The organism is Bradyrhizobium sp. GCM10028915, assembly GCF_042666195.1.
Classification (GTDB): Bacteria; Pseudomonadota; Alphaproteobacteria; order Rhizobiales; family Xanthobacteraceae; genus Bradyrhizobium; species Bradyrhizobium canariense_D.
Window position 1 is genome coordinate 452,672 of sequence record NZ_JBHTFN010000021.1, and the last position, 21,987, is coordinate 474,658.

Consider the following 21,987-nt stretch of genomic DNA (forward strand, 5'->3'; position numbering starts at 1 on the left):
CCCTATTCCGCAGCGACCGGCAGCGACGCGTTCTGCAGCAGGCGCCAGATCCGGTTCGGCGTTGCCGGCATGTCGACATGGGTGACGCCGAGATGCGACAGCGCATCGACCACCGCGTTGATGACGGCGGCCGGCGAACCGATGGTGCCGACCTCGCCGCAGCCCTTCACGCCCATCGGCGTGTGCGTACACAGCGTCGAATGGGTCGCGACGTTCATCATCGGCATGTGGTCGGCGCGCGGCATGCAATAGTCCATCAGCGAGCCCGATAGCAGCTGGCCCGAGCCCTCGTCATAGACCGCGTTCTCGTACAGCGCCTGACCGACGCCCTGCACGATGCCGCCGTGCAACTGGCCCTCCACGATCATCGGGTTGATGACAGTGCCGACGTCGTCCACCGCGGTGTAATTGACCAGCGTCACCGTGCCGGTCTCCGGGTCGATCTCGACCTCGGCAATGTGGCAGCCGCCGGGATAGGTGAAGTTGACGGGATCATAATAAGCCTGCTCTTCGAGCCCCGGCTCCAGCACTTCGAGCGGATAGTCGTGCGGCACGTAGGCGGCGCCCGCGATCTCCTCGAACGTCCTCATGCGGTCGGTGCCCGCGACCGAGAATTTTCCGGCCTCGAACTGGATATCCACTTCGGCCGCTTCAAGCAGATGCGCCGCGATCTTCTTGCCTTTCGCGACCACCTTGTCCGTCGCCTTCGACAGCGCCGCGCCGCCGACCACCAGCGATCGCGAGCCATAGGTACCCATGCCAAACTGCACGCGATCGGTATCGCCGAACACGATGTCGACATTGTCAAAAGCGACGCCGAGTTTTTCCGAGACGATCTGCGCGAACGTCGTCTCGTGGCCCTGGCCGTGATTATGCGTGCCGATCATCACCGTGACCTGGCCGGTCGGATGCACCCGCACCGTGGCACTCTCATAAAGCCCGCCACGCGCGCCCAATCGTCCCGCGAAGCGCGACGGCGCGAGGCCGCAGGCCTCGACATAGGTCGAGTAGCCGAGCCCGCGGAATTTGCCCCTGCGCGCCGACTCCGCCTTGCGGATACCGAAATTCTTGACGTCGGCCGCGACAAGAGCGCCGTCGAGACACCCCATCGGATCGCCGGAATCGTACTGCACCAGCACCGGCGTCTGGTACGGATAAGCCTCCTTTGGGATCATGTTGCGTCGGCGGATCTCGACGCGGTCGATGCCCATCTCGCTGGCTGCGACGTCGACGATGCGCTCCAACACGAAAGTCGCCTCGGGCCGGCCTGCGCCGCGATAGGCGTCGACCGGAACGGTGTTGGTGAACACCACCTTCACGTTGCAGTAGATTGCCGGCGTGGTGTAGACGCCACCGAGCAACGGTCCGTAGAGATTGGTCGGGATGTTCGGTCCGAAGGTCGAGAGATAGCCGCCCATATTGGCGAGCGTGTTGACACGGAAGGCCAGAAACGTTCCGGTCTCGTCCAGTGCGAGTTCGGCCTCGGTGACGTGATCGCGGCCGTGGCGATCGGAGACGTAGCCTTCCGACCGGCTCGCGACCCATTTGATCGGCCGCATCACGCGCTTGGCGGCCCAGGTGATCACGGCCTCTTCGCCGTAGTGGAACTGCTTGACGCCGAAGCCGCCGCCGACATCGGGCGCGACCACGCGCAGCTTGTGCTGCGGAATGTTCAGCACCAGCGCGCCCATCAAGAAGCGCACGACATGCGGGAACTGGCTGGTGGTCCACAGCGTGAAGCGATCCGTGCCGGGCTCGTATTCGGCGATCGCCGCGCGCGGCTCCATCGGGTTGCCGATCAACCGGTTGTTGACGAGGCTGAGCTTTGCGACATGGGCCGCCTTCCGGAAGGCGGTCTCGACCGCGGCCTTGTCGCCGAGCTCCCAATCGCAACAGATGTTGTTCGGAACGTCGTCGAACAGTTGCGGCGCGCCGGGCCGCACGGCTTCGAGCACGCCGACCACCGAGGGCAGCACCTCGTAATCGACTGTCAGCAGCTCGGCTGCCGCGCCGGCCTGCGCCGGCGTCTCCGCGACGACGAAAGCCACCATGTCGCCGACGAAGCGCACCTTGCCCTGCGCCAGCATCGGGAACGGCGGCTCCTTCATCGGCACGCCCTTGGCATCCGAGATACCCCAGCCGCAGGGCAGCGAGCCCAGCTTGTCGGCGGCGGCATCCTCGCCGGTCAGCACCGCGATGACGCCGGGCGATGCCAGGGCCGCACTCTTGTCGATGCCGCGCAGGATCGCGTGTCCGTGCGGCGAGCGCACGAACACACCCGCCGTCATGCCCGGACGCTTGATGTCGGAGACGTAACTGCCGCGTCCGGTGAGGAAGCGCTGGTCCTCTTTCCGTTTAGGTGAAGCGCCGATCCCGATCACATGGCCCATGGTCACTCTCCCTTGGCCGCGTTCATGGCGGCGGCGCCTGCCATGACCGAGATGACGATGTTCTGATAGCCGGTGCAGCGGCAGATATTGCCTTCGAGGCCGTGACGGACGTCGGCCTCCGTCAGGTTCGGCTTCTCGGCCGCGAGCGCCACCGCCGTCATCAGCATGCCGGGTGTGCAAAAGCCGCATTGCAGACCGTGATGCTCGCGAAATGCCTCTTGCATCGGATGCAGCCGGTTCGAACCCGGCACACCTTGCAGGCCCTCGATGGTGAGCAGCGTCGCACCGTCGAGCGCGGGCGCAAGCAGCGTACAGCTCTTCACCGGCAGGCCGTCGAGGTGCACGACACAGGCGCCGCACTGGCTGGTGTCACAGCCGATATGGGTGCCGGTGAGGTTGAGCCGCTCGCGCAGCAGCTCGGCGACCAGCGTCGCCGGTTCGACATCCACAGTTGTCGGCCGTCCGTTGAGTGTGAAGGATATCTGCACGATCATACTCCTGTGCGCGACGGGTCTTTAGGCGAGTGGAAGCGCGCTGCCGGTGGCCCATGTGGCCATCACGACATCGCCGACGGTGAAGGGATCCGCGAAGAAAGTCTTTTCCGGCACGTAGGCCACGAACGCGTCGTCCGGCACGGTGTCGAGCATGACCTTGACGAAATAGCCCTGGTATTCGATCGCGAGCACGCGACTCGGCAGCGAGGTGGAGCAGCCCGGCGGCAGCGCCCTGCCCGGCCGGACCAGCGCGACATCGTCGCGGCGCACGGCGATGTCGATCTTGTCGCCGACGCTGACCGTGGACCGCGCCTGGAGCGGGACCTCGATGCCATCAGGCGCGGCCTGTGCGAGCGTAAAGGTCGAACCGTTGACCTTCTCGACCCGTCCCGACAGCACGTTCTGCCCGCCCATGAACTCGGCGACGTAACGATCATGCGGATGGGCGTAGACATCGCGTGCCGCGCCCGCCTGCTTGATTCTGCCTTGCTCCATCACCACCACCAGATCGGCAAGCGCGATCGCCTCGAGCTGGGTGTGGGTCACGTGGACGAAGGTGATGCCGAGCTCCTGCTGCATTCGCCTGAGCTCCTGACGCATCTGCACGCGGAGCTGTTCGTCGAGCGCGGACAGCGGCTCGTCGAGCAACAGGACCCTCGGCTCGGTGATCGCGGCACGCGCCAGCGCCACGCGCTGCTGCTGGCCGCCGGAGAGCTGCGCTGGAAGGCGGTCGGCGAATTGCGTCAGATGCACCTTCTCGATCATGGCATCGGCTGCGCGGAGGCGATCGGCCTTCGACATGCCGCGCACGCGGAGCGCAAAGGCGATGTTCTCGCGCACGGTGAGATGCGGGAACAACGCGTAGGACTGAAACATCATCGCGGTGCGCCGCTGCACCGGCGCGAGCCCGACGACGTTCTGGCCGCCGATCACGATCTCGCCGGCGGTCGGGTCCTCGTGGCCGGCGATCATGCGCAGTATCGTGGTCTTGCCGCAGCCCGAGGGGCCGATGAAGCAGCAATAGGCGCCGTCGGCGATCTTGAGGTTGACGCCGTCGACCACATTGCCGAGTCCGTCAAAGCTCTTGCAGACGCCAGCCAGTTCGATATCGCCGCGATCGCTCTTCATTTCCCAGCTCAACCCTTTGTGCTGCTGCCGCGCTTCTTCTGGATCAGCACGATGCTGCCCAGGCTCGCGCCGATGACAATGAAGGAGACGATGGTGGTCACGGTGCCGAGCGCATAGAGCGAAGGCGAGGTGACGTTCAGCGTCATGCTCCAGATCTCCAGCGGCAGCGTGTTGAGCGAGCCCGCGGTCTGGAGGCTGCGGGCGAACTCGTCGTAGGAGAGCGTGAAGCCGAACAGCGTGACCGCCACCAGGCCGGGTGCCAGCACCGGGATCATCACCAGCCGGATCGACTGCCAACGGCTGGCGCCGAGGTCGTAGGCCGCCTCCTCCCAGACGTGGTTGAAGCGCGACATCACCGCGAACATCACGAGCACGCCGAACGGCAGCGTCCATGACAGTTGCGCGCCGAGCGCCGAGGTGTACCAGCTCGCATTGAGGCCGAGGGCCTGGAACAACAGACCGGTACCGAGGCCGAGCACGAGTCCCGGTGCGACCAGGCTGCCGATCATCATGTAGAACACGACGGTGTCGCCGCGAAAGCGCTTGCGAAAACCGAGCCCGGCCAGGAACGACACCACCACCGTGATGATAGTGACGATGATCGCGAGCTTGATCGAACGATCGAACGAGCCCTTGACGTCGCCGGTCCGCACTTGGGTGAAGAGATCGACGAACCAGTGCAGCGAAGTGCCCTTCATCGGGAACACGAGGCCGCCACGGATGTCCTGGAACGACAGGACGTAGATACAGAACATCGGGCCGTACAGCGCAATCACATAGAACGCGAACAGTGTCGCCAGAACATAGAACGTCCACGGCCGACCGCCCTTGCTCGGCGCAATCGCCTTTGTCACCGGCGCGATCGCCTTTGACACATCAGCCTTGGGCATGTCGGCGAGAACCGCACTCATCGCGTGATCTCCTGCCTGATGTCGACCGTGCGCAGGATCAGCGAGACGATCGCGACCAGCACCAGCGTCAGCAATACTGCGCTCGCCGCCGCGGTCGGATATTGCAGCACGCCGACATCCTCGTAGAAGGCGCTGACCACAGAGGCCGAGCCGCCGCCGGACATCACCTTGACCACGAAGAAATCGCCCATCACGATCGAGACGACGAAGATGGTGCCGAGGGCGATGCCGCTCTTGGACATCGGCACCACGATCAGCCGCATGATGTCGAAACGACTGGCGCCGGCATCGATCGCGGCCTCGATCAGCTTCTTGTCGATCCGTGCCATGGAATTGAAGATCGGCACGATCATGAAAATGGTGAGCTGATGGACATAGGCGATGACCACCGCAAGGTCGGAGAACAGCAGCACCTCAAGCGGCTGGCGGATCACACCGAGTCCCAGCAGCGCCTGGTTGATCAGGCCTTCCTTGCCGAGCAGCGGAATCCAGGAAATCATCCGGATGATGTTCGAGGTCCAGAACGGCACCGTGCAGAGCAGGAACAGGCCAATCGCCAGTAGTTGGTTGCGGACGTGGAAAACCAGGAAGTATGCGACGAAGAAGCCGATGATCAGCGTGAGGATCCAGGTCAGCAACGTGAACTTGATCGTCGCCAGATACAGCTTCAGCGTCAGCGCCGAATGCAGCACCTCGACATAGCTTGCGAGCGTGAAGCCCGGCGTCAGCCCGCCGAAGCCGTCGGTGGCGAAGAAGCTCGCGGCCAGCACGACCAGGATCGGCGCCACGAAGAACGGTACAAGCACCAGCACGAGCGGCGACACGTAGAGCCAGCCGGCGAGATTTGCGCGTGGTGGGGTTTGAGCTGGACTAAGACTTGGCTGCATGTCGGCAAACGCCTCGAAGTCGGTCATTTGGCACCGGCGCATCGCCGCGCCGGCGTTTCGTTCACGTCAGGGAAAGCAGGTTTCAGGCCACCTTGAAGTCGTTCCAGCGCTTGTTCATGTAGGCGGCTTCGTCCATCAGCGTGTTCCAGCAGGAGATGTTCTTGACGCGGTCGAGGAACGAGCCGCCGTCACGCTTGGTGCCGCTCTTCTCCATCGGCACGCCATAGGGGTCGTTGACCACCTCGGGCGCGGGCTGGCCCTCGTACCAGAATGCCCATTCGGCCGCCGTGAGGAATTTCTTCGCAGTCGAGGGGACCGGGCTGTAATAGCCGTAGCGCGCGACGAAACCGCCCTGCCAGCCCGACAGATACCAGTTGAGATATTCGTAGGCCGCGTCCAGCTTCTTGCCGGAGAGATGTTTCATCAGGCCCATGCCGTTGCACCAGCCGCGATAGCCTTCCTTTCCGTCCTTGATGTTGACCGGCGCGTAGACGCAGGGGATTTCCTTCACGCGTACCGCGGCAACCGCCGGCGACCACATCGACTGGATGACCACTTCGCCCGCCGCCATCAGCTGCACCGACTGGTCGAAGGTGGTCCAGGTCGCGCGGAACTGGCCCTGCTTCTTGAGCTCGATCAGCTTGTTGCAGGTGAAGTCGATCTCCTCCTTGGTCATGTTGCCTTTGTTTCCGTACTTGATCAGCCCGGCGCTTTCGAAGCAGAGCGCGGCGTCCATGATGCCGATCGCGGGCACGTCGAGGATCGCGGCCTTGCCTTTGAATTTCGGATCGATCAGATCCTTCCATTCCGTGACTTCATGGCCGACGAGGTCGGGGCGATAGCCGATGGAGTCGGCGTTGTAGACCTGCGGCAGGAAGGTCGCCCATTCGGTCACGCCGTCGCTCAAATCGGTCGAATCGGGCTTGGCGATATACATGGCCTCGTAGGGCGAGATGCCCTGGCGCGGGATCTTGTGACCGTCGATCTCGCCCTTGGTAAAGATCGGCAGGATGTTGTCGAACTCCTTGACCTTCTTGACCTCGATGCCCTGGATCACGCCGCGCTTGGCAGCGAGCTTGGCCTGCCAGCCCTCGAGATCGGCGATATCGACCGTATTTGGCTGGCTTATGAAGCGGTTGATGGCGGCGGAGGTGTCGAGGTTCTGCATCGTCACCTTGAAGCCGAGATCCTTGGCCGCCTGGTCGCCGATCGCCTTCACCACCGAATAGGACACGCCGACATGGCGCAGCTCGATATCCTTGATCTCCTGCGCCCAGATGGTCGGGAATCCGCGGATCGCGTCCGATCCTGCAGCCGCGCCGGCCACCGCCGCGGCGCCCTTCAACAGCGTGCGCCTGCTCAGCTTTTTCGCAGACTTGTCGCTCGTCCCCGCCGGATTGGCAGTGGATGTCCCCTTGTCCCTGTCAAGCATGGCAACCCTCGTTGGCTACAATGAACGTGCGCACCGGTCGCCATTGACCGGCTGCGGATGTGATCAATTGCGAGGGAGGCTATGGGCGGGATGTCGTGAAGTAAAATTGGAAGTAAAAATTCGCTGCATAAACGCGGCTAATGATTCGCCCCGCTGCACCGGCTTTTGGCAACGCGCATAAGATGAAGGCGGCCCTCAGGACTTGAGCGAGTCCCGCGCGGTCTCCGGCGCTATCAACGTTGCGATGATGGTGATGACCGACAGTGCGATGATATACACCGACACCGGCCAGTACGAGGCGGCCCATGCAAGCAGTGCCGTCGCAATCAGCGGCGAGAAGCCGCCACTGAGCGCGGCGGCAACGTTGGCTCCCAGCGATGCGCCGCTATAGCGCACCTGGGTACGGAACAGCTCCGGCATGAAGGCCGCCTTCGGCCCGAACAACAGCGCATGCGTCAGTGTCATCGTCACGACGAGCGCGAGCGTGATCAGCGCCGGCTCCCTGGTGTCGAGGAACCAGAACAACGGAAACGCCAGCGCCACCGAGAACACGCCGCCGGCGAGATACAGCGCTTTGCGGCCGAAGATGTCGGACAGCCAGCCTGCGAGCGGCAGCGTCGCGAGCTCGACGAGCGCGGCATAGACCACCGCGTTGAGGATCACCTGCCGCGGAAGGCCGAGCTGCGTCGTGGCATAGACCACGGTGAAAACAGTGAGGAGATAAGCGAGCCCGACTTCGGACACCGTGATGCCGATCGCCAGCAGGAAGCTGCGCCAGTCGCGGCGCAGGACTTCCAGCACCGGCTGCGCCAGCACCTCCTTGCGCTCGAGCACCTCCTTGAAGTGCGGCGTCTCCGCGAGTTTCAGCCGCACGATGAAGCCGACACCGACGAGCAGGATGCTGATCAGAAACGGCACGCGCCAGCCCCAGCTCAGGAAGTCCGCTTCGGGCAGCTGCGTCATCAGACCGAAAATGCCGGTGGACGCGGCGACGCCGACGGGGAAGCCGATCTGCACCAGACTGCCGTAAAAGCCGCGGCGGTTGCCGGCGTGCTCGGCCACCATGACCACCGCGCCGCTCCACTCCCCACCGAGCCCGATGCCCTGGACGAAGCGCAAAATGACGAGGAAGATTGGCGCCCAGACGCCGATCTGGCTGTAGGTCGGCAGGCAACCGATCAGGAACGTGCCCAGTCCCATCGCGAACATGGTCGCGACCAGCATCTTCTTGCGGCCGAGCCGGTCGCCGTAATGCCCGATGATCGCACCGCCGATCGGCCGCGCGACAAAGCCGACCGCATAGGTCGAGAACGCCGCCAGCGTGCCGACCATGGGATCGAAACTCGGGAAGAACAGCTTGTTCAGCACGAGCGCCGCCGCCGTGCCGTAGATCAGGAAGTCGTACCACTCGATCGCGGTGCCGAGCGCGGCTGCCCACACCACATGCGCCGTCGTCGATTTCTCCGCCGCAGTGGAGACTCCCGATGCTGCCGTCATTGCCATCCGCCCCAAGATTCCTGGGCGACATGATGGCCAATCGTTGTGGCGGTTGCAACTTGCGGGAGTGTTAGTTCTCCCAAGATCAGAATGCGAGATTTTCGCGCCACTGCCTCCTCACTGTCGTCCCGGCGAAGGCCGGGACCCATAATCACAGGGAGGAGTTTGGCAAAGACCGGCGCCCTGGTACTGCGACCGCCCGACTTCGAGAGATCACGCGGTATGGGTCCCGGCCTTCGCCAAGACGACGCGGATCCTTTATTCTCCATTGACAAACTTATTTGCTAATATCTAACTTGCTGCCACAATAGCCGGCCGCGCCAAGCGCGCCCATAAACGAGAGGGAACGACGATGAGAGGGTTTTTGGCCTGCGCCATGCTCGCGGCCATGACTTCGGCTGCCATGACCACCGTTGCGAACGCGCAAATCTCCGACGACGCCGTGCGGATCGGCGTGCTGACGGATCTGTCGAGCTGGGGCCGCGACAACAGCGGGCCGGGCTCCGTGGAGGCCGCGAAAATGGCCTTGGAGGAATTCGGGCCCACCGTGCTCGGCAAGCCGATCGAGATCATCAGCGCCGATCACCAGATGAAGACCGATGTCGGCGTGCAGATTGTGCGCGGCTGGTTCGACAACGGCAAGGTCGATGCCGTCGTCGACATCCCCAATTCCGGCATCGCGATCGCCGTCCACAATATGGTGCGCGACCGCAACAAGATTGCGCTGCTCTCCGGGCCCGGCGCGAGTTCGCTGACCGACGAGCTTTGCAGCCCGAACACCGTGCACTTCACCTACGATACCTACGCGCTGTCGAAGGTGACGGCCTCCGCCGTGATCAAGGAAGGCGGAAAATCCTGGTACTTCATCACCGCCGACTACGCCTTCGGGCAGCAGCTCGAGAAGGATGCCACGCGCTTCATCAACGAGATGGGCGGCAAGGTTTTGGGCGGCGTGAAGCACCCCACCAATACGGCCGATTTCTCGTCCTTTGCACTCCAGGCGCAAAGCTCGAAATCGGACGTCGTCGCTTTCGCCAATGCGGGCCAGGACACCGACAATGCCATCAAGCAGTCCGGCGAGTTCGGCCTGGTGCAGGGTGGCCAGAAGCTGGTCGGCCTCCTGATGTTCGACACCGATGTCCACGCGATCGGCCTCAAATCCGCGCAGGGTACCTACATGACCACGGCCTCGTACTGGAACATGGACGAGGCGACCCGCGCATGGTCGCGGAAATTCTACGAGCGCACCAAGGTGATGCCGACCATGATTCAGACCGGCGTCTACGGCTCGGTGCTGCATTATCTCAAGGCCATCAAGGCCGCCGGCACCGATGATCCCGCCAAGGCCATGGCCAAGATGCGCGAGCTGCCGATCGAGGATACATTCGTTCATGGCGGACGCTTGCGCGAGGACGGCCGCGTCATTCGCGACATGTATCTCGCCAAGGTGAAAACACCCGAGCAGTCCAAGGAACCGTGGGATTATTTGGAGATCATCAAGACGGTGAAGGGCGAGGACGCCTTCCGCCCGGTCTCCGAGTCGAAATGTCCGTTGCTCAAGAAGTGAGGCCTGCATGACCGGCAACGAGCGCAACGAGACTTACGAGTGCGATGTGCTCGTGGCCGGATCGGGCTGCTCCGGCATGTCGGCCGCCATCACCGCGCGCTATCGCGGCCTCGACGTGCTGATCGTCGAGAAGGAGCCGCGCTTCGGAGGCACCACCGCCCGCTCCGGCGGCTGGCTCTGGATTCCCGGTACCTCGCTGGCCAAGGCCTACGGCATCGAGGAGACACCGGAGCAGGCGCGGACTTACCTGCGGCACGAAGCCGGCAACAACTTTGAAGCCGCGCGCGTCGATGCATTCCTGAGCGCCGGGCCCGAGGCGATCGATTTTTTCACCAGCAAGACGGCGCTCCGTTTCGACATGCCGCTGGTGTTCCCGGACTACCACGCCGAGGCGCCCGGCGGCGCCCAGGGTGGTCGTTCGATGGTGGCGCGCCCGTTCGACGGCCGCGAACTCGGCGACCAGATCAAGACCCTCGGCATGCCCCTGCCCGAGCTGACCGTATTCGGCATGATGCTCGGATCCGGCAAAGACATCGTCCATTTCATGCGCGCGACGAAGTCCCTAAGCTCGGCGGTCTATGTCGCAAAGCGCCTGTCGCGGCATCTGATGGACGTACTGCGCTATGGCCGCGGCATGACGCTGACCAACGGCAATGCGCTCGCCGGGCGCCTGGCAAAATCGGCCCAGGACCTGAAGATACCGATGTGGCTGTCCTCGCCGGTGCGCGAGCTCACTGTCGAGAACGGCACTGTCACGGGCGCCATTGTCGCCCGCGACGGACGCGACGTCCGCATTCGTGCGAGACAAGGCGTCGTGCTCGCCTGCGGCGGTTTCCCGCATGATGTCGAACGGCGCAAGAAGATGTTCCCGCACGCGCCGACCGGGAACGAGCATTTTTCGCCGGGACCGACCGGCAACACCGGCGATGGGCTGCGGCTCGCAGAACGCGCCGGCGGACATGTCGAGGACAGGCTGCCGAACGCGGCAGCCTGGGTCCCGGTCTCGGTCACCAAGCGCAAGGACGGCTCACACGGCGTGATGCCGCATTTCATCGACCGCGCCAAACCCGGTGTGATCGCGGTGATGCGTGACGGCAAGCGCTTTGCCAACGAGGGCAATTCCTATCACGACTTCGTCCAGGCCATGGTCAAGGCGGCGAAACCCGGCGAGGAGATCGCGGCGTACCTGGTCTGCGATCACCAGACCCTGCGCAAATACGGCCTCGGCTGCGTGCCGCCGTTCCCGATGCCGCTGGGTCATCACCTCAAGACGGGATATCTCATGCGCGGCGAGACACTGGAGGCACTCGCGGCAAAAGCGGGTATCGATGCCAGCGCGTTTACCGAGACCGTCAAGCAGTTCAATGCGACCGCACCACAGGGACACGACGCCGCCTTCGGCAAGGGCTCAAAGGCCTATAACCGCTACCAGGGCGATGCGCTGCACGGCCCGAACCCCTGCGTCGCGCCGATCGAGAACGGCCCGTTCTACGCCATCAAGATGGTGGTCGGCGATCTCGGCACCTATGCCGGCATCGTCACCGACGAGAACGCGCGGGCGCTCGATGCGGAGGGACGGGTGATTCCCGGGCTCTATGCCGCCGGCAACGACATGGCGAGCATCATGGGCGGCAATTATCCGGGCGCCGGCATCACGCTTGGGCCGGCGCTGACCTTCGGCTACATTGCCGGCCGTCATCTCGCCGACAGCGCCGCCAAGCGCAACGCGGCGTAAGCCACGCCAGGAGGCGCATGAAAAGAGAGAGCCGCGGCATCCAGTCGATCGAGGTCGGCGGAGAATTGCTCCGCGCGCTTGCAAGATGCGGCGAGCCGATGATGCTGCGCGATCTCGCGCGCGAGGCCGGCATGACGCCGGCCAAAGCGCATCCCTATCTCGCCAGCTTCTCCCGCATCGGCCTGATCGAGCAGGACGAGACCACCGGCCGTTACGAGATCGGCGCGCTGGCGCTGGAGCTCGGCCTGATCAGCCTGCGCCGACTATCCGGCGTACGCATCGCAGGACCGAAGATCGCGGCGCTCGCAAGTCAGATCGGGCATGCGGTCTCGCTCGCGGTGTGGGGGACGCACGGCCCGACCGTGGTGCAGCTCGAAGAACCCGGCCAGCCCGTTCACATCGTGATGCGCGCCGGCTCGGTGATGGCACTGCTGGAGACGGCCACGGGCCGCGCCTTTGCGGCCTTCCTGCCGGAGAAGACGATCAACGCCGCGCTCGAAAGCGGCCTCGATCGTCATGGCGTCGGCTATAATCCGAAGCGCGCCGTGAAAGGCGCGAAGGTCACTGAGATGCTCACAGAGGTCCGCAAGCACGGCCTCGCCCGCGCGCTCGGCGACCCCCTGCCCGGCGTCAACGCATTCTCTGCGCCGGTGTTCGATCATTCCGGCCATGTCGCGCTGGTAATCACCGCGATGGGGCCGGAAGGCACTTTTGACGCGCGCTGGGACAGCCCGATCGCCCATGCGCTACGCGATTGCGCGGGCGGCATTTCGAAACGACTGGGTCACGGGATGACGGCTGCGGCGGAGTGATCTACTTCACCGGCACCGTGTAATTCAGAATCAACCGCCCACCATCTGGATAGATCGTCTGCCCCGTGATGTAGGACGCATCGTCACTCGCAAGAAACGCGACGACGGAGGCAACTTCGCTCGGCTCGCCGCCACGGCCGGCCGGCGTGCGTGACATCACGGTCTTGCGGGCATCTTCCGAGGTGTAGATGGACGATGCCACCATGTCGGTCAGAATCGTGCCCGGCCCGACCGCGACGACACGAATATTGTGCGGAGCGAGTGCGACGGCAGCGACCGAGGTGAGCTGCTTCATGCCGCCCTTGGACATGGCGTAGGTCGCAAGCGCCGGGATTGCCAGCAGTGCATTGACCGAGGACATGTTGATGATGACCCCGCCGCCGCCTTGCGCGATCATCTGCTTCGCCGCCGCCTGCACGCCGAAGAACGCGCCCTTCAGGTTGATGCCGATGATTTCATCGAATTCTTCTTCGGAGATCTCCAGGAGGTCCCGGTTGCGAGCGACGCCGGCATTGTTGACCATGATATCGAGCCGGCCGAACTCTTTTGCGGCAGTTGCGACCAGCTGGTCGACATCGGCACGCTTTGCGACATTGCCGACGACAGTGCGCAAGGCATCCGGTCGCGCGAGTTCGGCGGCCGTCGCGGCCAAGCCCTCGGCATCGACATCCGAGATGACGACCTTGACGCCGTCGTCCAGGAATCGCTTTGCGCAAGCCTTGCCGATACCGCGCGCCGCGCCGGTGATGGCGGCGACCTTGCCGGATAGTTTCATGGTCTCACTCCAGAGTAGCTGCTTCGACAGCAGACTGTCGCCGGGCGAGAAACCCGGCTCAGACCGACGCGAAGCTAAGATGAGCACGGAACCGGTTCTTGATAAAGACGGCATCGCGCGAGGGTAGCGAGCGCGGCGGATTTTCGGCCAGAACCTTGATGACAAAAAGGCGCGGGCCATCGGCCGGCTCGTCGAGCTGCGTCGCCAGACGTTCCACCTCCTCGAGCGTCCGCACGGTCCCGGTCGCGGCAAAGCCGCAGGCCACAGCGATCGCAGTGAGATCGACGCCGCGCCCGGTGTGGCTGGCCTGCATACCGGTCTCGCCAAAATGCTGGTTGTCGATCACGACGATGTCGAGATTGCGCGGGCGCGCGACGCCGATGGTGGCGATGCCGCCGAGGCCCATCAATTGCTCGCCATCCCCGGTCAAAGCGAGGACGCGCTTTCCCGGCTGGGCTTGCGCGAGGCCAAGCCCGATCAGCGCGGCGCCGCCCATGGCGCCCCAGAGATAGAAATTGCCGTCATGGTCGCCGACCGAATGAAGATCATAGGTCGGCGAGCCGAGGCCGGACACGACCAGCGTGTCCTTGCGATTCTTCAGGAGCGCGGCGACGGCGGCGCGGCGGTCGAGCTGAGCTTGCATTGGCATCACCACTTCTTCTTGCCGATCAGGCGTTGCCCGATCAGCACCGCGATCTGCTGATCGGAATCGTAGGCGAGCGCTGCGGCCGATTCCACGGTCTCGACCAGATCCTCCGCCGTCTCCGCGCGCATCACCTTCAAACCAATCGCTTCCAGCGAGGGCTGCGTCGCACGGCTCATCGGCACCTGCCAGGGATTGAACTCGGCCCATTCGCCGCGCATCGTCACCAGCATCAGCAGTGGAAATCGTCCGATCGCCGACAGCGACAGCATGTTGATGCAATTGCCGACCCCGCTCGACTGCATCAAGAGCACGCTACGCTGGCCGCCGAGCCAGGCGCCTGCGGCGATGGCGACGCCCTCCTCTTCCGTCGTCAGCACGTTGGTGGTGACGTCGCGGTCGGCGGAGAACAGGCGGATGAGCTGGCTGTGACCGGCATCGGGAACGTAGAACATCTGCCGCACGTCGGCGGCTTTCAGGATGCGGTAGAGCTCGGACGGCCAATCGTCTGCGCGCGTGTCGGGATTGGATTGAAGGCTGTGCACCGCTGGTCTCCGTGGATTTCGAGAGGCACTCTAGCGATGTTCAGGCGCCAAAGCTCTGACCGTCTGGCGCGATCAGGTATCGAGGGATTGTATAGCTGCCTCTTCCGCTGCCGGTGGGACAGCGCACGATGCGCATGGCTGCGCCCTCTCCCCTTGCGGGAGAGGACATCACCGCTGACAGATACAAACTCATTTGGGTGAGGGGTATCTCTCCGCGAACTCATCCGCATCCATATGCGCGGAGAGATATCCTCATCCGGCGCTTCGCGCCACCTTCTCCCGCACGGGAGAAGGAAGAGGAGTCATAGACAACTTCTCGACCTCTAGCCAAACTGGCGCGGCCGCAGCCCGGCATGAAACCAGGTGATCATGGAATAGATATCGTAGACGGGCAATCCGACCTCGGCCTGAAGCGCCGCTGCATAAGGCGGCATGTTGGTGCATTCCAGCACGATCGCGCCGACATCCGGGTTCCTGGCGATCAGCTCCTTGCCGGCCTCGACCACATCACGTTCGGCCTGCGCAATGTCCATGTCCTCCTTCTCGGCCTTGATCAAGACGCGGAAGAATTCCTTGCCGTGCTCGGTGCCGACCAGCGGCGTATCGAGCGGCACGCCGGCGCCTGCGAGATGGGCCGGCGTCAAGGTCGAACCGGATACCGTGACGAGGCCAACGCGCTTGCCCGGCGGCAAGGTCGCCTGCACCCACGGCACCTGCATCAGTGACGAGGTCGCAACGGGAACGCCGACCGCGGCCGCGATCTCCTTCTGGAACAGCGAGAGGAAGCCGCAATTGGTGGTGATGGCCTCGGCCCCGAGCCGCACCAGGTCCTTTGCCGCGTCGATGAAATCAGGCAGCAGACCGGCGGCGCCCTTCAATACCACCTTCTCGGGCGAAGCCCCGCTCACCACACGATAGAGCACGGGGAAGGGCCAGGTGGTGCCGTTGCCCATGTCGCCGGGAATGCGGGGAAAGCGCGCCTCCAGCATCAGGATGCCGAGCGGCGCTCCATAGATGGCCTTGCCGCCGCGGGCTATTCGGGGGGACGAGTTGGCTGGAGCGGTCATGATGCGATCTCAGAGAAAACGATCGGGCGAAAACGGTGCGAGCGGAATTTCCGGCGGCTTGCCGCTCAGAAGCTGGGCGACGAGACGACCGGTGCGGGCCGAGCCGACCAGGCCGATATGGCCGTGGCCGAAGGCATAGACGATGTCACGCGAGGCCCGCGCGTAACCGATGCAGGGACGTCCGTCCGGCATGCTCGGCCGATGGCCGAACCAGGTCTTGATACGCGAAGCCGGAATGTCCGTGGGCAGTTTCGGGAACATGCTGACGAGATGGTTGCGCAGGATCTCGGCGCGCTTCCAGTTCGGTGCGGCCTCGAGGCCGGCGATCTCGACCGTGCCGGCGGCGCGCAAACCCTTGTCGGTCCAGTTCACCACCATCTTCGCATCCGAGGCCATCATCGAGCTGCGCGGCCCCGATTCCGGATTCTCGATCATGACGTGATAGCCGCGCTCGGTCTCAAGCGGCAGCGGATCGCCGATGGACGCCGTGAGCCGCTTCGAATGCGCACCGGCGGCAATCACCGCGGCATCGCACGCAATCTCGCCGGTCTCGGTCAGGACAGCCACGAGCTTGTTGCCGGATAGCTTCAGCCCAATTGCCTTGGCCCGCACGAGCTTGGCGCCGCTTGCTAGGGCATGTTGCGCGAGCGCCGCGACATAGGCACCGGGATCGCGGCAGCGCCCGGCCTCCTCCACCACCACGCCAAAAGTGTAGCGCGGATGCAAATCCGGCTCGCGTTGACGCATCTCGTCGGACGAAAGCTCAAGCCATTCGACGCCGACGCGCTTGCGCACGCGCCAACCGAGATCGTTGTCGAAATTGCCGCGTGACGGGAAGACATGCATCACGCCGTTACGCTCGATCAATTCAGGGACGCCCGCCTCCTCCGCGAGCTTCCTGTGCAACTGCGGCGCGTCCTTCAGGAGGCCGCGTAGCGCGAAGGCCGTCGTCTCGACCCGCGCCTCGGTCCAGCCCGAGAGCAGATATTTGACCAGCCAGGGCAGCGCCTTCGGCAGATAAGACCAGCGGATCGCGAGCGGCCCGAGCGGGTCCACCAGATAACCCGGCACCTTCTTCCAGACACCGGGCTCGGCCGGCGGGATTACCGAATGCGAAGAGAGCCAGCCGGCATTGCCGTAGCTCGCCGCCTGTTCGCCACCGGGCTCGCCGGCGTCGATCAGCGTGACGCGATATCCCTCGCGCAGCGCCTCGATGGCGCTGATCACGCCGACCGCGCCGGCACCGATGATGGCGACGTGGCGGCCCTCCGACATCGCTTAAGCCTTCACCGCAGGGGCGAAGTCCTTGCCGACCGACATCGCGCGCGGATCGATGATGCAGTGGAGGATCGACGGCTTGCCCGAGGCGAGCGCACGCTCGAACGCCGGCGCGAACTCTTCGGTGCGCTCGACGCGCTCGCCATGGCCGCCGAACGCTTTTGCGTACATCGCAAAATCCGGGTTCTTGAGCTGGGTGCCGACCACGCGTCCCGGATAGTCGCGCTCCTGGTGCATGCGGATGGTGCCGTATTGCGCATTGTCGACGATGATGACGACGAGCGGCGCATCGTATTGCACGGCAGTCGCGAATTCCTGCCCGTTCATCAGGAAGCAGCCGTCGCCAGCGAACGCGATAACGGTGCGATCCGGATATTGCCGTTTCGCGAGCACCGCCGCCGGCACGCCATATCCCATCGAGCCCGAGGTCGGCGCGAGCTGGGCGGCAAAGCTGTGGAAGCGATGATGGCGATGGATCCAGCCGGCGTAGTTGCCGGCGCCGTTGCAGACGATCGCGTCCTTGGGCAGGCGATCGCGCAGCCAGGTCATGACCTGGCCGTACTGGAACGTGCCCGGCAGCTCGCGCGCCTTTTCGGTCCAGGCGAGATAGTCGGCATGCGCCTTGGCGGCCTCGCCCTTCCAGGCAACGGCGCCTGCCGGCTTCAGCGTCTCGACCGCGGCCGCGAAGGCGGCGGGCGTGGCCTGGATCGCGAGCTCAGGCTGATAGATGCGGCCGAGCTCTTCCGAGCCGGGATGAACGTGGATCAGCTTCTGCCGCGGGGTCGGAATGTCGAGCAGCGTGTAGGATGAGGACGGCATTTCCGACATGCGGCCGCCGATCAGCAAAATGACGTCGGCGTGGTTGATGCGCGCCTTCAGGCCCGGGCTCGGCCCGATGCCGAGATCGCCGGCATAATGCGAGTGATCGGCGTCGATCAGCGAGGCCCGGCGGAACGAGGTCGCGACCGGCAGGTCGAACCGCTCGGCAAAGCGCGCGATGCTCCGGGTCGCTTCATCCGTCCAGCGCGAGCCGCCAAGAATGACGAGCGGCGCCTTGGCGCTCGCAAGCATGGCGCCGACGCGCTCGATATCGGCAGGCGCCGGCCAGCTCACCGCCGGCTCGATGCGCATGGCGTCCGCAACGGCTGCGGTCTCGGTCAGCATGTTCTCGGGCAGCGAGATCACCACGGGACCGGGACGGCCCTGCATGGCGACGCGGAAAGCGCGCGCGACCAACTCCGGAATCCGGTCGGGACGATCGATCTCGACCGCCCATTTCGCCATGGTGCCGAACACCGCCTTGTAGTCGAGTTCCTGAAACGCCTCGCGCTCGCGCATGCCGGTGTCGACCTGACCGACGAACAGGATCATTGGCGTGGAATCCTGCATCGCGATGTGGACGCCGTGGCTCGCATTGGTGGCGCCGGGGCCGCGGGTGACGAAGCAGATGCCGGGACGCCCGGTGAGCTTGCCATAGGCTTCCGCCATCATCGCCGCACCGCCTTCGGCGCGGCAGATCATGACGTCGATCGGGCTGTCGTGCAGCGCGTCCAGCGCCGCCAGATAGCTCTCGCCCGGCACGCAGGTGACGCGCTCGACGCCCTGGGCGACGAGCTGATCGATCAGGATCTGGCCCCCGGTGCGGGCGTTGCGAATGGTCATGACGGCTCCCTCAAGGCTTTGGCGATGCGTTTCGCAGCTTCGCGAAATTTTGCTCGGAGCTGGCGTAGGACAGGCCGACAGGGCGCGCAAGATCGAAAGGCTCCTCGCACCCTGCGCAGGCGTCATGCCCGCCCCTGCTGGTTGCACTGCAGCCCATGTCGCAGCCGCTTGCCGGACGAGAGGTGGCGAGCTTCGACGCCTTCGTTGACGACCTGGCCGAACCAGATCGGTGCCCTATTCGACCGCGACCTCAGCGAGGCCGACGTGCCGGCAAACAGCAGGGCACAGATCGTGGAGATGATTTTGGCGTGGCCGGCGGCGAAAGCGTGAGACGGCGAAGTTCGTGCCAAGCATTCGGTGTCGTCCTGGCGAAGCCAGGACCTCCTGGCTTTCGCCAGGACGATGAACAAAAATCACCCGCCCTTTTTCTGCCGCGCGCTCGCCAGCAGTACCAGCACGAAGGAGGCCGCCGTCATCAGCGTCGAGATGGCAGCGATGGTCGGGTCGATCTCGTCGCGGAGGGCGGTGAACATGCGCTTGGTCAGCGGCTGATACTGGCCGCCGGAGATGAAAAGCGCGACGATGGTCTCGTCCATCGCCGAGATGAAGGCGAAGATGCCGCCTGCGACCACGCTGGACTTGATCTGCGGCAAGGTCACCGCGAAGAAGCTACGCAGGCGATTCATGCCGAGGCTGCGTGCGACCATCTCCTGCGCCGGATCGAAACTCTGCAAGCCCGCCAGCACCGAAATGATCACGTAAGGCAGCCCCAGCATCACATTGGCGAGCACCAGGCCCGGCAGCGTCGCGACCAAGCCGATTTTGGCATAGAGGAAGAATATCCCCACCGCAGTGATGATGATCGGCACCACCAGCGGCAACAGCAGCATCATGTGGATCAGCCGCATGATCCGCAGCTTCGACTGGCTGATGGCATAGGCGGCGGAGACGCCGAGCGGCGTTGCGATAAGCACGGTAAGGAGCGCGACCGTCAGCGTTACCCGCGTCGCCTGCATCCAGGCCGCGTTGGAGAAATACTGCTGATACCAGCGCAGCGAGAACGACGGTGGCGGAAAGGTCAGAAAACGCGCGCTGGAGAAGGAGATCGGCGCGATGATCAGCACCGGCAGGATCAGGTAGATCAGCACCAGCGCGCTGATCACATAGAGGGCGATCCGGGCGGGTGACAATCGCGTCATTTCTGCCCCAATATGCGATCGAGCGAGATGAAGCGGCTGACGACGAAGAAGATCGCGAGCACGCTTAAGAGCAGCACGACGGCGACTGCGCTCGCCGCGCCGAACTGGTTGTATAGCTCGACATTGCGGCTCACCAGCATCGACACCATCACCGTGCGGCCGCCGCCGAGCAGTTCCGGCGTGATGTAAAAACCGAGGCAGAGCACGAACACCATGGTGCAGCCTGCCAGCACGCCCGGCAGAGACAGCGGCAGGAAGACGCGGACGAAGGTGAGCGACGGGCTCGCTCCCAGGCTGGCGCCGGCCTGCATGAGGTCGGACGGGATCTTCTGCATGGTGGCGTAGAGCGGCAGCACCATGAACGGCAAGAGGATGTGTACCGTCGCAACCACCGTGCCGAAGGTGTTGTGCACCAGCGCGAGCGGTTCGCTCGTCACCTCGAGATAACGCAAAAGCTGGTTGATCACACCGGTGCGCTGGAGCAGCGCCAGCCAGGCATAAGCGCGCACCAGCACACTGGTCCAGAACGGCAGCACGACCAGCGACAGGATGAGAATGCTCCATCCTTTCGGCACCGAGTTGGCGAGGTAGGCCACGGGATAGCCAAGCAGCAGCGCGATTCCCGTGACCACGAGGCTGATCTCGAAGGTCAGCGCAAAGCTGCGCCAGTAGATGTCTTCGGTGAAGACGCGGCGATAATTCTCCAGCGTGAAGCCGTCATGGTAGATCGACTGCCAGGCGAGCCAGCCGACCGGCAGCACGATCAGAGCCAAGATCACCAGCAGCGCCGGCGACACCAATGCCAGCATCAGGCCGTGTTCGCGACGCTGATGCTTTTGGGAGGGATCCGGCACGGATGTCATCGACGCGGCCCGCTTCGCCTACTTCTGCATGAACGACGCCCAACGCTTCTCGGCGGCTTCGCCCGCCGGCGAGGACCACCAGGCGTAGGACATCAGCGCCTGCTTCGCCGCGTTCGCGGGCTCGCTCGGCAATTGCGCGGCGCGCTCGGGCTTGATCACGCCGGTCTCGAACGCCTTGGGATTGCCCGGACCATAATCGATATTGAGCGGCAGATTGGCCTGGTGCACGGGATCGACGGCCTCGTTGAGGAATTTGACTGCCGTCTCGAGATTCGGCGCGCCCTTGAGAATGCAGAGCGAGGTGCTCTGCAAAACGCCCTGGTTGTAGGTGAAGGCGACCTTGGCGCCTTCCTTCGCGACTGCGCTGACGCGGCCGTTCCAGGCCATCTCCATGTCGACCTCGCCGTCATTGAGAAGCTGTGCCGACTGCGCACCGGAGGTCCACCACACCGTGATGTGCGGCTTGATCTCTTCCAGCTTCTTGAAGGCGCGCTCGACGTCGAGCGGATAGAGCTTGTCGGGCGCGACGCCGTCGGCCATCAGGGCCGCCTCGAGCGTCGCGAACGGGTGGTTACGCAGTGCGCGGCGCCCGGGAAATTTCTTGACGTCCCAGAAATCGGCCCAGCTGTTCGGCGCGTCCTTCGGAAACGTCTTCTGGCTGTAAGCCAGTACGCTGGAATAGAACTCGTAGGAAACCGAATAGGGGCTGCGATAGGACTCCGGCATCGCGGCGCCATTCGGGATCTTCGAGAAGTCGAGCTTCTCGATCAGCCCCTGCTCGCCGCCACGCAGGCAGTTGCCGGTCGGAGTATCGACGACATCCCAGATCGGCTTGCCGCTGCCGACTTGCGTTTTGATTGCGGGCCAGGCATCGGGAATGGAGTCCTGGTTGACGGTGATGCCGAGCTTCTTGGCGGTGGGATCGAGAATCGCCGCCGTCTGCGCCTGCTGGTAGGCGCCGCCTTGCGAGACGAAGGTGATCTGTTCGGCAGCGGCGGCGATGCCGGTTGTTGCGAACATTCCGAGCGATCCGCCCAACAAAGCGTAGCCAAATCGAAAATCTCGTTTCGTCGTCATCCTCGCCTCCTCTGTCACTAATTAA

At 64.2% G+C, this 21,987-nt stretch carries 19 protein-coding genes; 3 read left to right on the forward strand and 16 right to left on the reverse strand.

What is annotated here, in order from left to right; translation table 11 throughout:
• Positions 1–2: 2 nt before the first annotated feature.
• From ACFQX9_RS13940 to ACFQX9_RS13970, 7 genes are all read right to left on the reverse strand, one after another.
• Complete coding sequence (locus ACFQX9_RS13940; protein WP_377788935.1) at positions 3–2,390, reverse strand: xanthine dehydrogenase family protein molybdopterin-binding subunit; 2,388 nt, start codon at positions 2,388–2,390, stop codon at positions 3–5.
• 2 nt (positions 2,391–2,392) lie between these two features.
• Positions 2,393–2,884 (reverse strand): (2Fe-2S)-binding protein, encoded by a 492-nt coding sequence (locus ACFQX9_RS13945; RefSeq protein WP_201263837.1) that lies wholly within the window; start codon positions 2,882–2,884, stop codon positions 2,393–2,395.
• Between the two features lie 21 nt (positions 2,885–2,905).
• Entirely contained in the window at positions 2,906–4,012 is a 1,107-nt protein-coding gene (locus ACFQX9_RS13950; protein ID WP_377788936.1) for an ABC transporter ATP-binding protein, read from the reverse strand.
• 8 nt (positions 4,013–4,020) lie between these two features.
• Entirely contained in the window at positions 4,021–4,923 is a 903-nt protein-coding gene (locus ACFQX9_RS13955) for an ABC transporter permease (RefSeq protein WP_377788938.1), read from the reverse strand.
• Positions 4,920–5,837 (reverse strand): ABC transporter permease, encoded by a 918-nt coding sequence (locus ACFQX9_RS13960; protein WP_204512142.1) that lies wholly within the window; start codon positions 5,835–5,837, stop codon positions 4,920–4,922. Before ACFQX9_RS13960 ends, ACFQX9_RS13955 begins: the two co-directional genes overlap by 4 nt.
• 55 nt (positions 5,838–5,892) lie before the next feature.
• Complete coding sequence (locus ACFQX9_RS13965; protein ID WP_377788940.1) at positions 5,893–7,242, reverse strand: PotD/PotF family extracellular solute-binding protein; 1,350 nt, start codon at positions 7,240–7,242, stop codon at positions 5,893–5,895.
• 195 nt (positions 7,243–7,437) lie between these two features.
• Complete coding sequence (locus ACFQX9_RS13970; RefSeq protein WP_247370136.1) at positions 7,438–8,739, reverse strand: MFS transporter; 1,302 nt, start codon at positions 8,737–8,739, stop codon at positions 7,438–7,440.
• A 352-nt stretch (positions 8,740–9,091) separates the two neighbouring features.
• On the opposite strand from ACFQX9_RS13970, the gene ACFQX9_RS13975 reads away from it, so the two are divergent.
• From ACFQX9_RS13975 to ACFQX9_RS13985, 3 genes are read left to right on the forward strand one after another with little or no spacing between them, the layout of a single operon-like run.
• The gene (locus ACFQX9_RS13975) at positions 9,092–10,306 is read left to right on the forward strand and encodes an ABC transporter substrate-binding protein (RefSeq protein ID WP_377788942.1); all 1,215 of its coding nucleotides are present in this window, start codon (positions 9,092–9,094) and stop codon (positions 10,304–10,306) included.
• A gap of 7 nt (positions 10,307–10,313) precedes the next feature.
• Complete coding sequence (locus ACFQX9_RS13980; RefSeq protein WP_085385314.1) at positions 10,314–12,041, forward strand: FAD-dependent oxidoreductase; 1,728 nt, start codon at positions 10,314–10,316, stop codon at positions 12,039–12,041.
• Between the two features lie 17 nt (positions 12,042–12,058).
• Positions 12,059–12,853 (forward strand): IclR family transcriptional regulator, encoded by a 795-nt coding sequence (locus ACFQX9_RS13985; RefSeq protein ID WP_085361518.1) that lies wholly within the window; start codon positions 12,059–12,061, stop codon positions 12,851–12,853.
• Between the two features lies 1 nt (position 12,854).
• Here ACFQX9_RS13985 and ACFQX9_RS13990 read toward each other — a convergent pair whose 3' ends face one another.
• From ACFQX9_RS13990 to ACFQX9_RS14030, 9 genes are all read right to left on the reverse strand, one after another.
• On the reverse strand, positions 12,855–13,628 hold the full coding sequence (locus ACFQX9_RS13990; protein ID WP_085351929.1) for an SDR family NAD(P)-dependent oxidoreductase: 774 nt from the start codon (positions 13,626–13,628) through the stop codon (positions 12,855–12,857).
• Between the two features lie 58 nt (positions 13,629–13,686).
• Complete coding sequence (locus ACFQX9_RS13995; RefSeq protein WP_143273367.1) at positions 13,687–14,277, reverse strand: thiamine pyrophosphate-dependent enzyme; 591 nt, start codon at positions 14,275–14,277, stop codon at positions 13,687–13,689.
• A complete protein-coding gene (locus ACFQX9_RS14000) occupies positions 14,277–14,816 on the reverse strand; it encodes a thiamine pyrophosphate-binding protein (protein ID WP_085351930.1) in 540 nt (179 codons plus the stop codon). The genes ACFQX9_RS13995 and ACFQX9_RS14000 overlap by 1 nt, the downstream gene beginning before the upstream one ends.
• Positions 14,817–15,139: 323 nt before the next feature.
• Positions 15,140–15,883, reverse strand: a complete 744-nt coding sequence (locus ACFQX9_RS14005; RefSeq protein ID WP_085351931.1) for an aspartate/glutamate racemase family protein — start codon at positions 15,881–15,883, stop codon at positions 15,140–15,142.
• Positions 15,884–15,892: 9 nt separating this feature from the next.
• Entirely contained in the window at positions 15,893–17,158 is a 1,266-nt protein-coding gene (locus tag ACFQX9_RS14010; RefSeq protein WP_085351932.1) for an FAD-binding oxidoreductase, read from the reverse strand.
• A gap of 3 nt (positions 17,159–17,161) precedes the next feature.
• Positions 17,162–18,823, reverse strand: coding sequence for a thiamine pyrophosphate-binding protein (locus ACFQX9_RS14015; protein ID WP_377788945.1), 1,662 nt, complete (start codon positions 18,821–18,823; stop codon positions 17,162–17,164).
• A gap of 413 nt (positions 18,824–19,236) precedes the next feature.
• The gene (locus ACFQX9_RS14020; protein ID WP_085361521.1) at positions 19,237–20,022 is read right to left on the reverse strand and encodes an ABC transporter permease; all 786 of its coding nucleotides are present in this window, start codon (positions 20,020–20,022) and stop codon (positions 19,237–19,239) included.
• Entirely contained in the window at positions 20,019–20,831 is an 813-nt protein-coding gene (locus ACFQX9_RS14025) for an ABC transporter permease (protein ID WP_039798931.1), read from the reverse strand. Before ACFQX9_RS14025 ends, ACFQX9_RS14020 begins: the two co-directional genes overlap by 4 nt.
• A 72-nt stretch (positions 20,832–20,903) precedes the next feature.
• Positions 20,904–21,962, reverse strand: coding sequence for an ABC transporter substrate-binding protein (locus tag ACFQX9_RS14030; RefSeq protein WP_204512149.1), 1,059 nt, complete (start codon positions 21,960–21,962; stop codon positions 20,904–20,906).
• Positions 21,963–21,987: the final 25 nt, after the last annotated feature.

What these genes read in the sequence shown, in the direction of transcription:
- ACFQX9_RS13990 (WP_085351929.1), bottom strand. Translation starts at nt 13,628, where the DNA reads ATGAAACTATCCGGCAAGGTCGCCGCCATCACCGGCGCGGCGCGCGGT.
- ACFQX9_RS13945 (WP_201263837.1), bottom strand. Translation starts at nt 2,884, where the DNA reads ATGATCGTGCAGATATCCTTCACACTCAACGGACGGCCGACAACTGTG.
- ACFQX9_RS14010 (WP_085351932.1), bottom strand. Translation starts at nt 17,158, where the DNA reads ATGTCGGAGGGCCGCCACGTCGCCATCATCGGTGCCGGCGCGGTCGGC.
- ACFQX9_RS13950 (WP_377788936.1), bottom strand. Translation starts at nt 4,012, where the DNA reads ATGAAGAGCGATCGCGGCGATATCGAACTGGCTGGCGTCTGCAAGAGC.
- ACFQX9_RS13955 (WP_377788938.1), bottom strand. Translation starts at nt 4,923, where the DNA reads ATGAGTGCGGTTCTCGCCGACATGCCCAAGGCTGATGTGTCAAAGGCG.
- ACFQX9_RS13960 (WP_204512142.1), bottom strand. Translation starts at nt 5,837, where the DNA reads ATGACCGACTTCGAGGCGTTTGCCGACATGCAGCCAAGTCTTAGTCCA.
- ACFQX9_RS14025 (WP_039798931.1), bottom strand. Translation starts at nt 20,831, where the DNA reads ATGCTGGCATTGGTGTCGCCGGCGCTGCTGGTGATCTTGGCTCTGATC.
- ACFQX9_RS14020 (WP_085361521.1), bottom strand. Translation starts at nt 20,022, where the DNA reads ATGACGCGATTGTCACCCGCCCGGATCGCCCTCTATGTGATCAGCGCG.
- ACFQX9_RS13970 (WP_247370136.1), bottom strand. Translation starts at nt 8,739, where the DNA reads ATGACGGCAGCATCGGGAGTCTCCACTGCGGCGGAGAAATCGACGACG.
- ACFQX9_RS14030 (WP_204512149.1), bottom strand. Translation starts at nt 21,962, where the DNA reads ATGACGACGAAACGAGATTTTCGATTTGGCTACGCTTTGTTGGGCGGA.
- ACFQX9_RS14015 (WP_377788945.1), bottom strand. Translation starts at nt 18,823, where the DNA reads ATGACCATTCGCAACGCCCGCACCGGGGGCCAGATCCTGATCGATCAG.
- ACFQX9_RS13985 (WP_085361518.1), top strand. Translation starts at nt 12,059, where the DNA reads ATGAAAAGAGAGAGCCGCGGCATCCAGTCGATCGAGGTCGGCGGAGAA.
- ACFQX9_RS13965 (WP_377788940.1), bottom strand. Translation starts at nt 7,242, where the DNA reads ATGCTTGACAGGGACAAGGGGACATCCACTGCCAATCCGGCGGGGACG.
- ACFQX9_RS14005 (WP_085351931.1), bottom strand. Translation starts at nt 15,883, where the DNA reads ATGACCGCTCCAGCCAACTCGTCCCCCCGAATAGCCCGCGGCGGCAAG.
- ACFQX9_RS13975 (WP_377788942.1), top strand. Translation starts at nt 9,092, where the DNA reads ATGAGAGGGTTTTTGGCCTGCGCCATGCTCGCGGCCATGACTTCGGCT.
- ACFQX9_RS13995 (WP_143273367.1), bottom strand. Translation starts at nt 14,277, where the DNA reads ATGCCAATGCAAGCTCAGCTCGACCGCCGCGCCGCCGTCGCCGCGCTC.
- ACFQX9_RS13980 (WP_085385314.1), top strand. Translation starts at nt 10,314, where the DNA reads ATGACCGGCAACGAGCGCAACGAGACTTACGAGTGCGATGTGCTCGTG.
- ACFQX9_RS13940 (WP_377788935.1), bottom strand. Translation starts at nt 2,390, where the DNA reads ATGGGCCATGTGATCGGGATCGGCGCTTCACCTAAACGGAAAGAGGAC.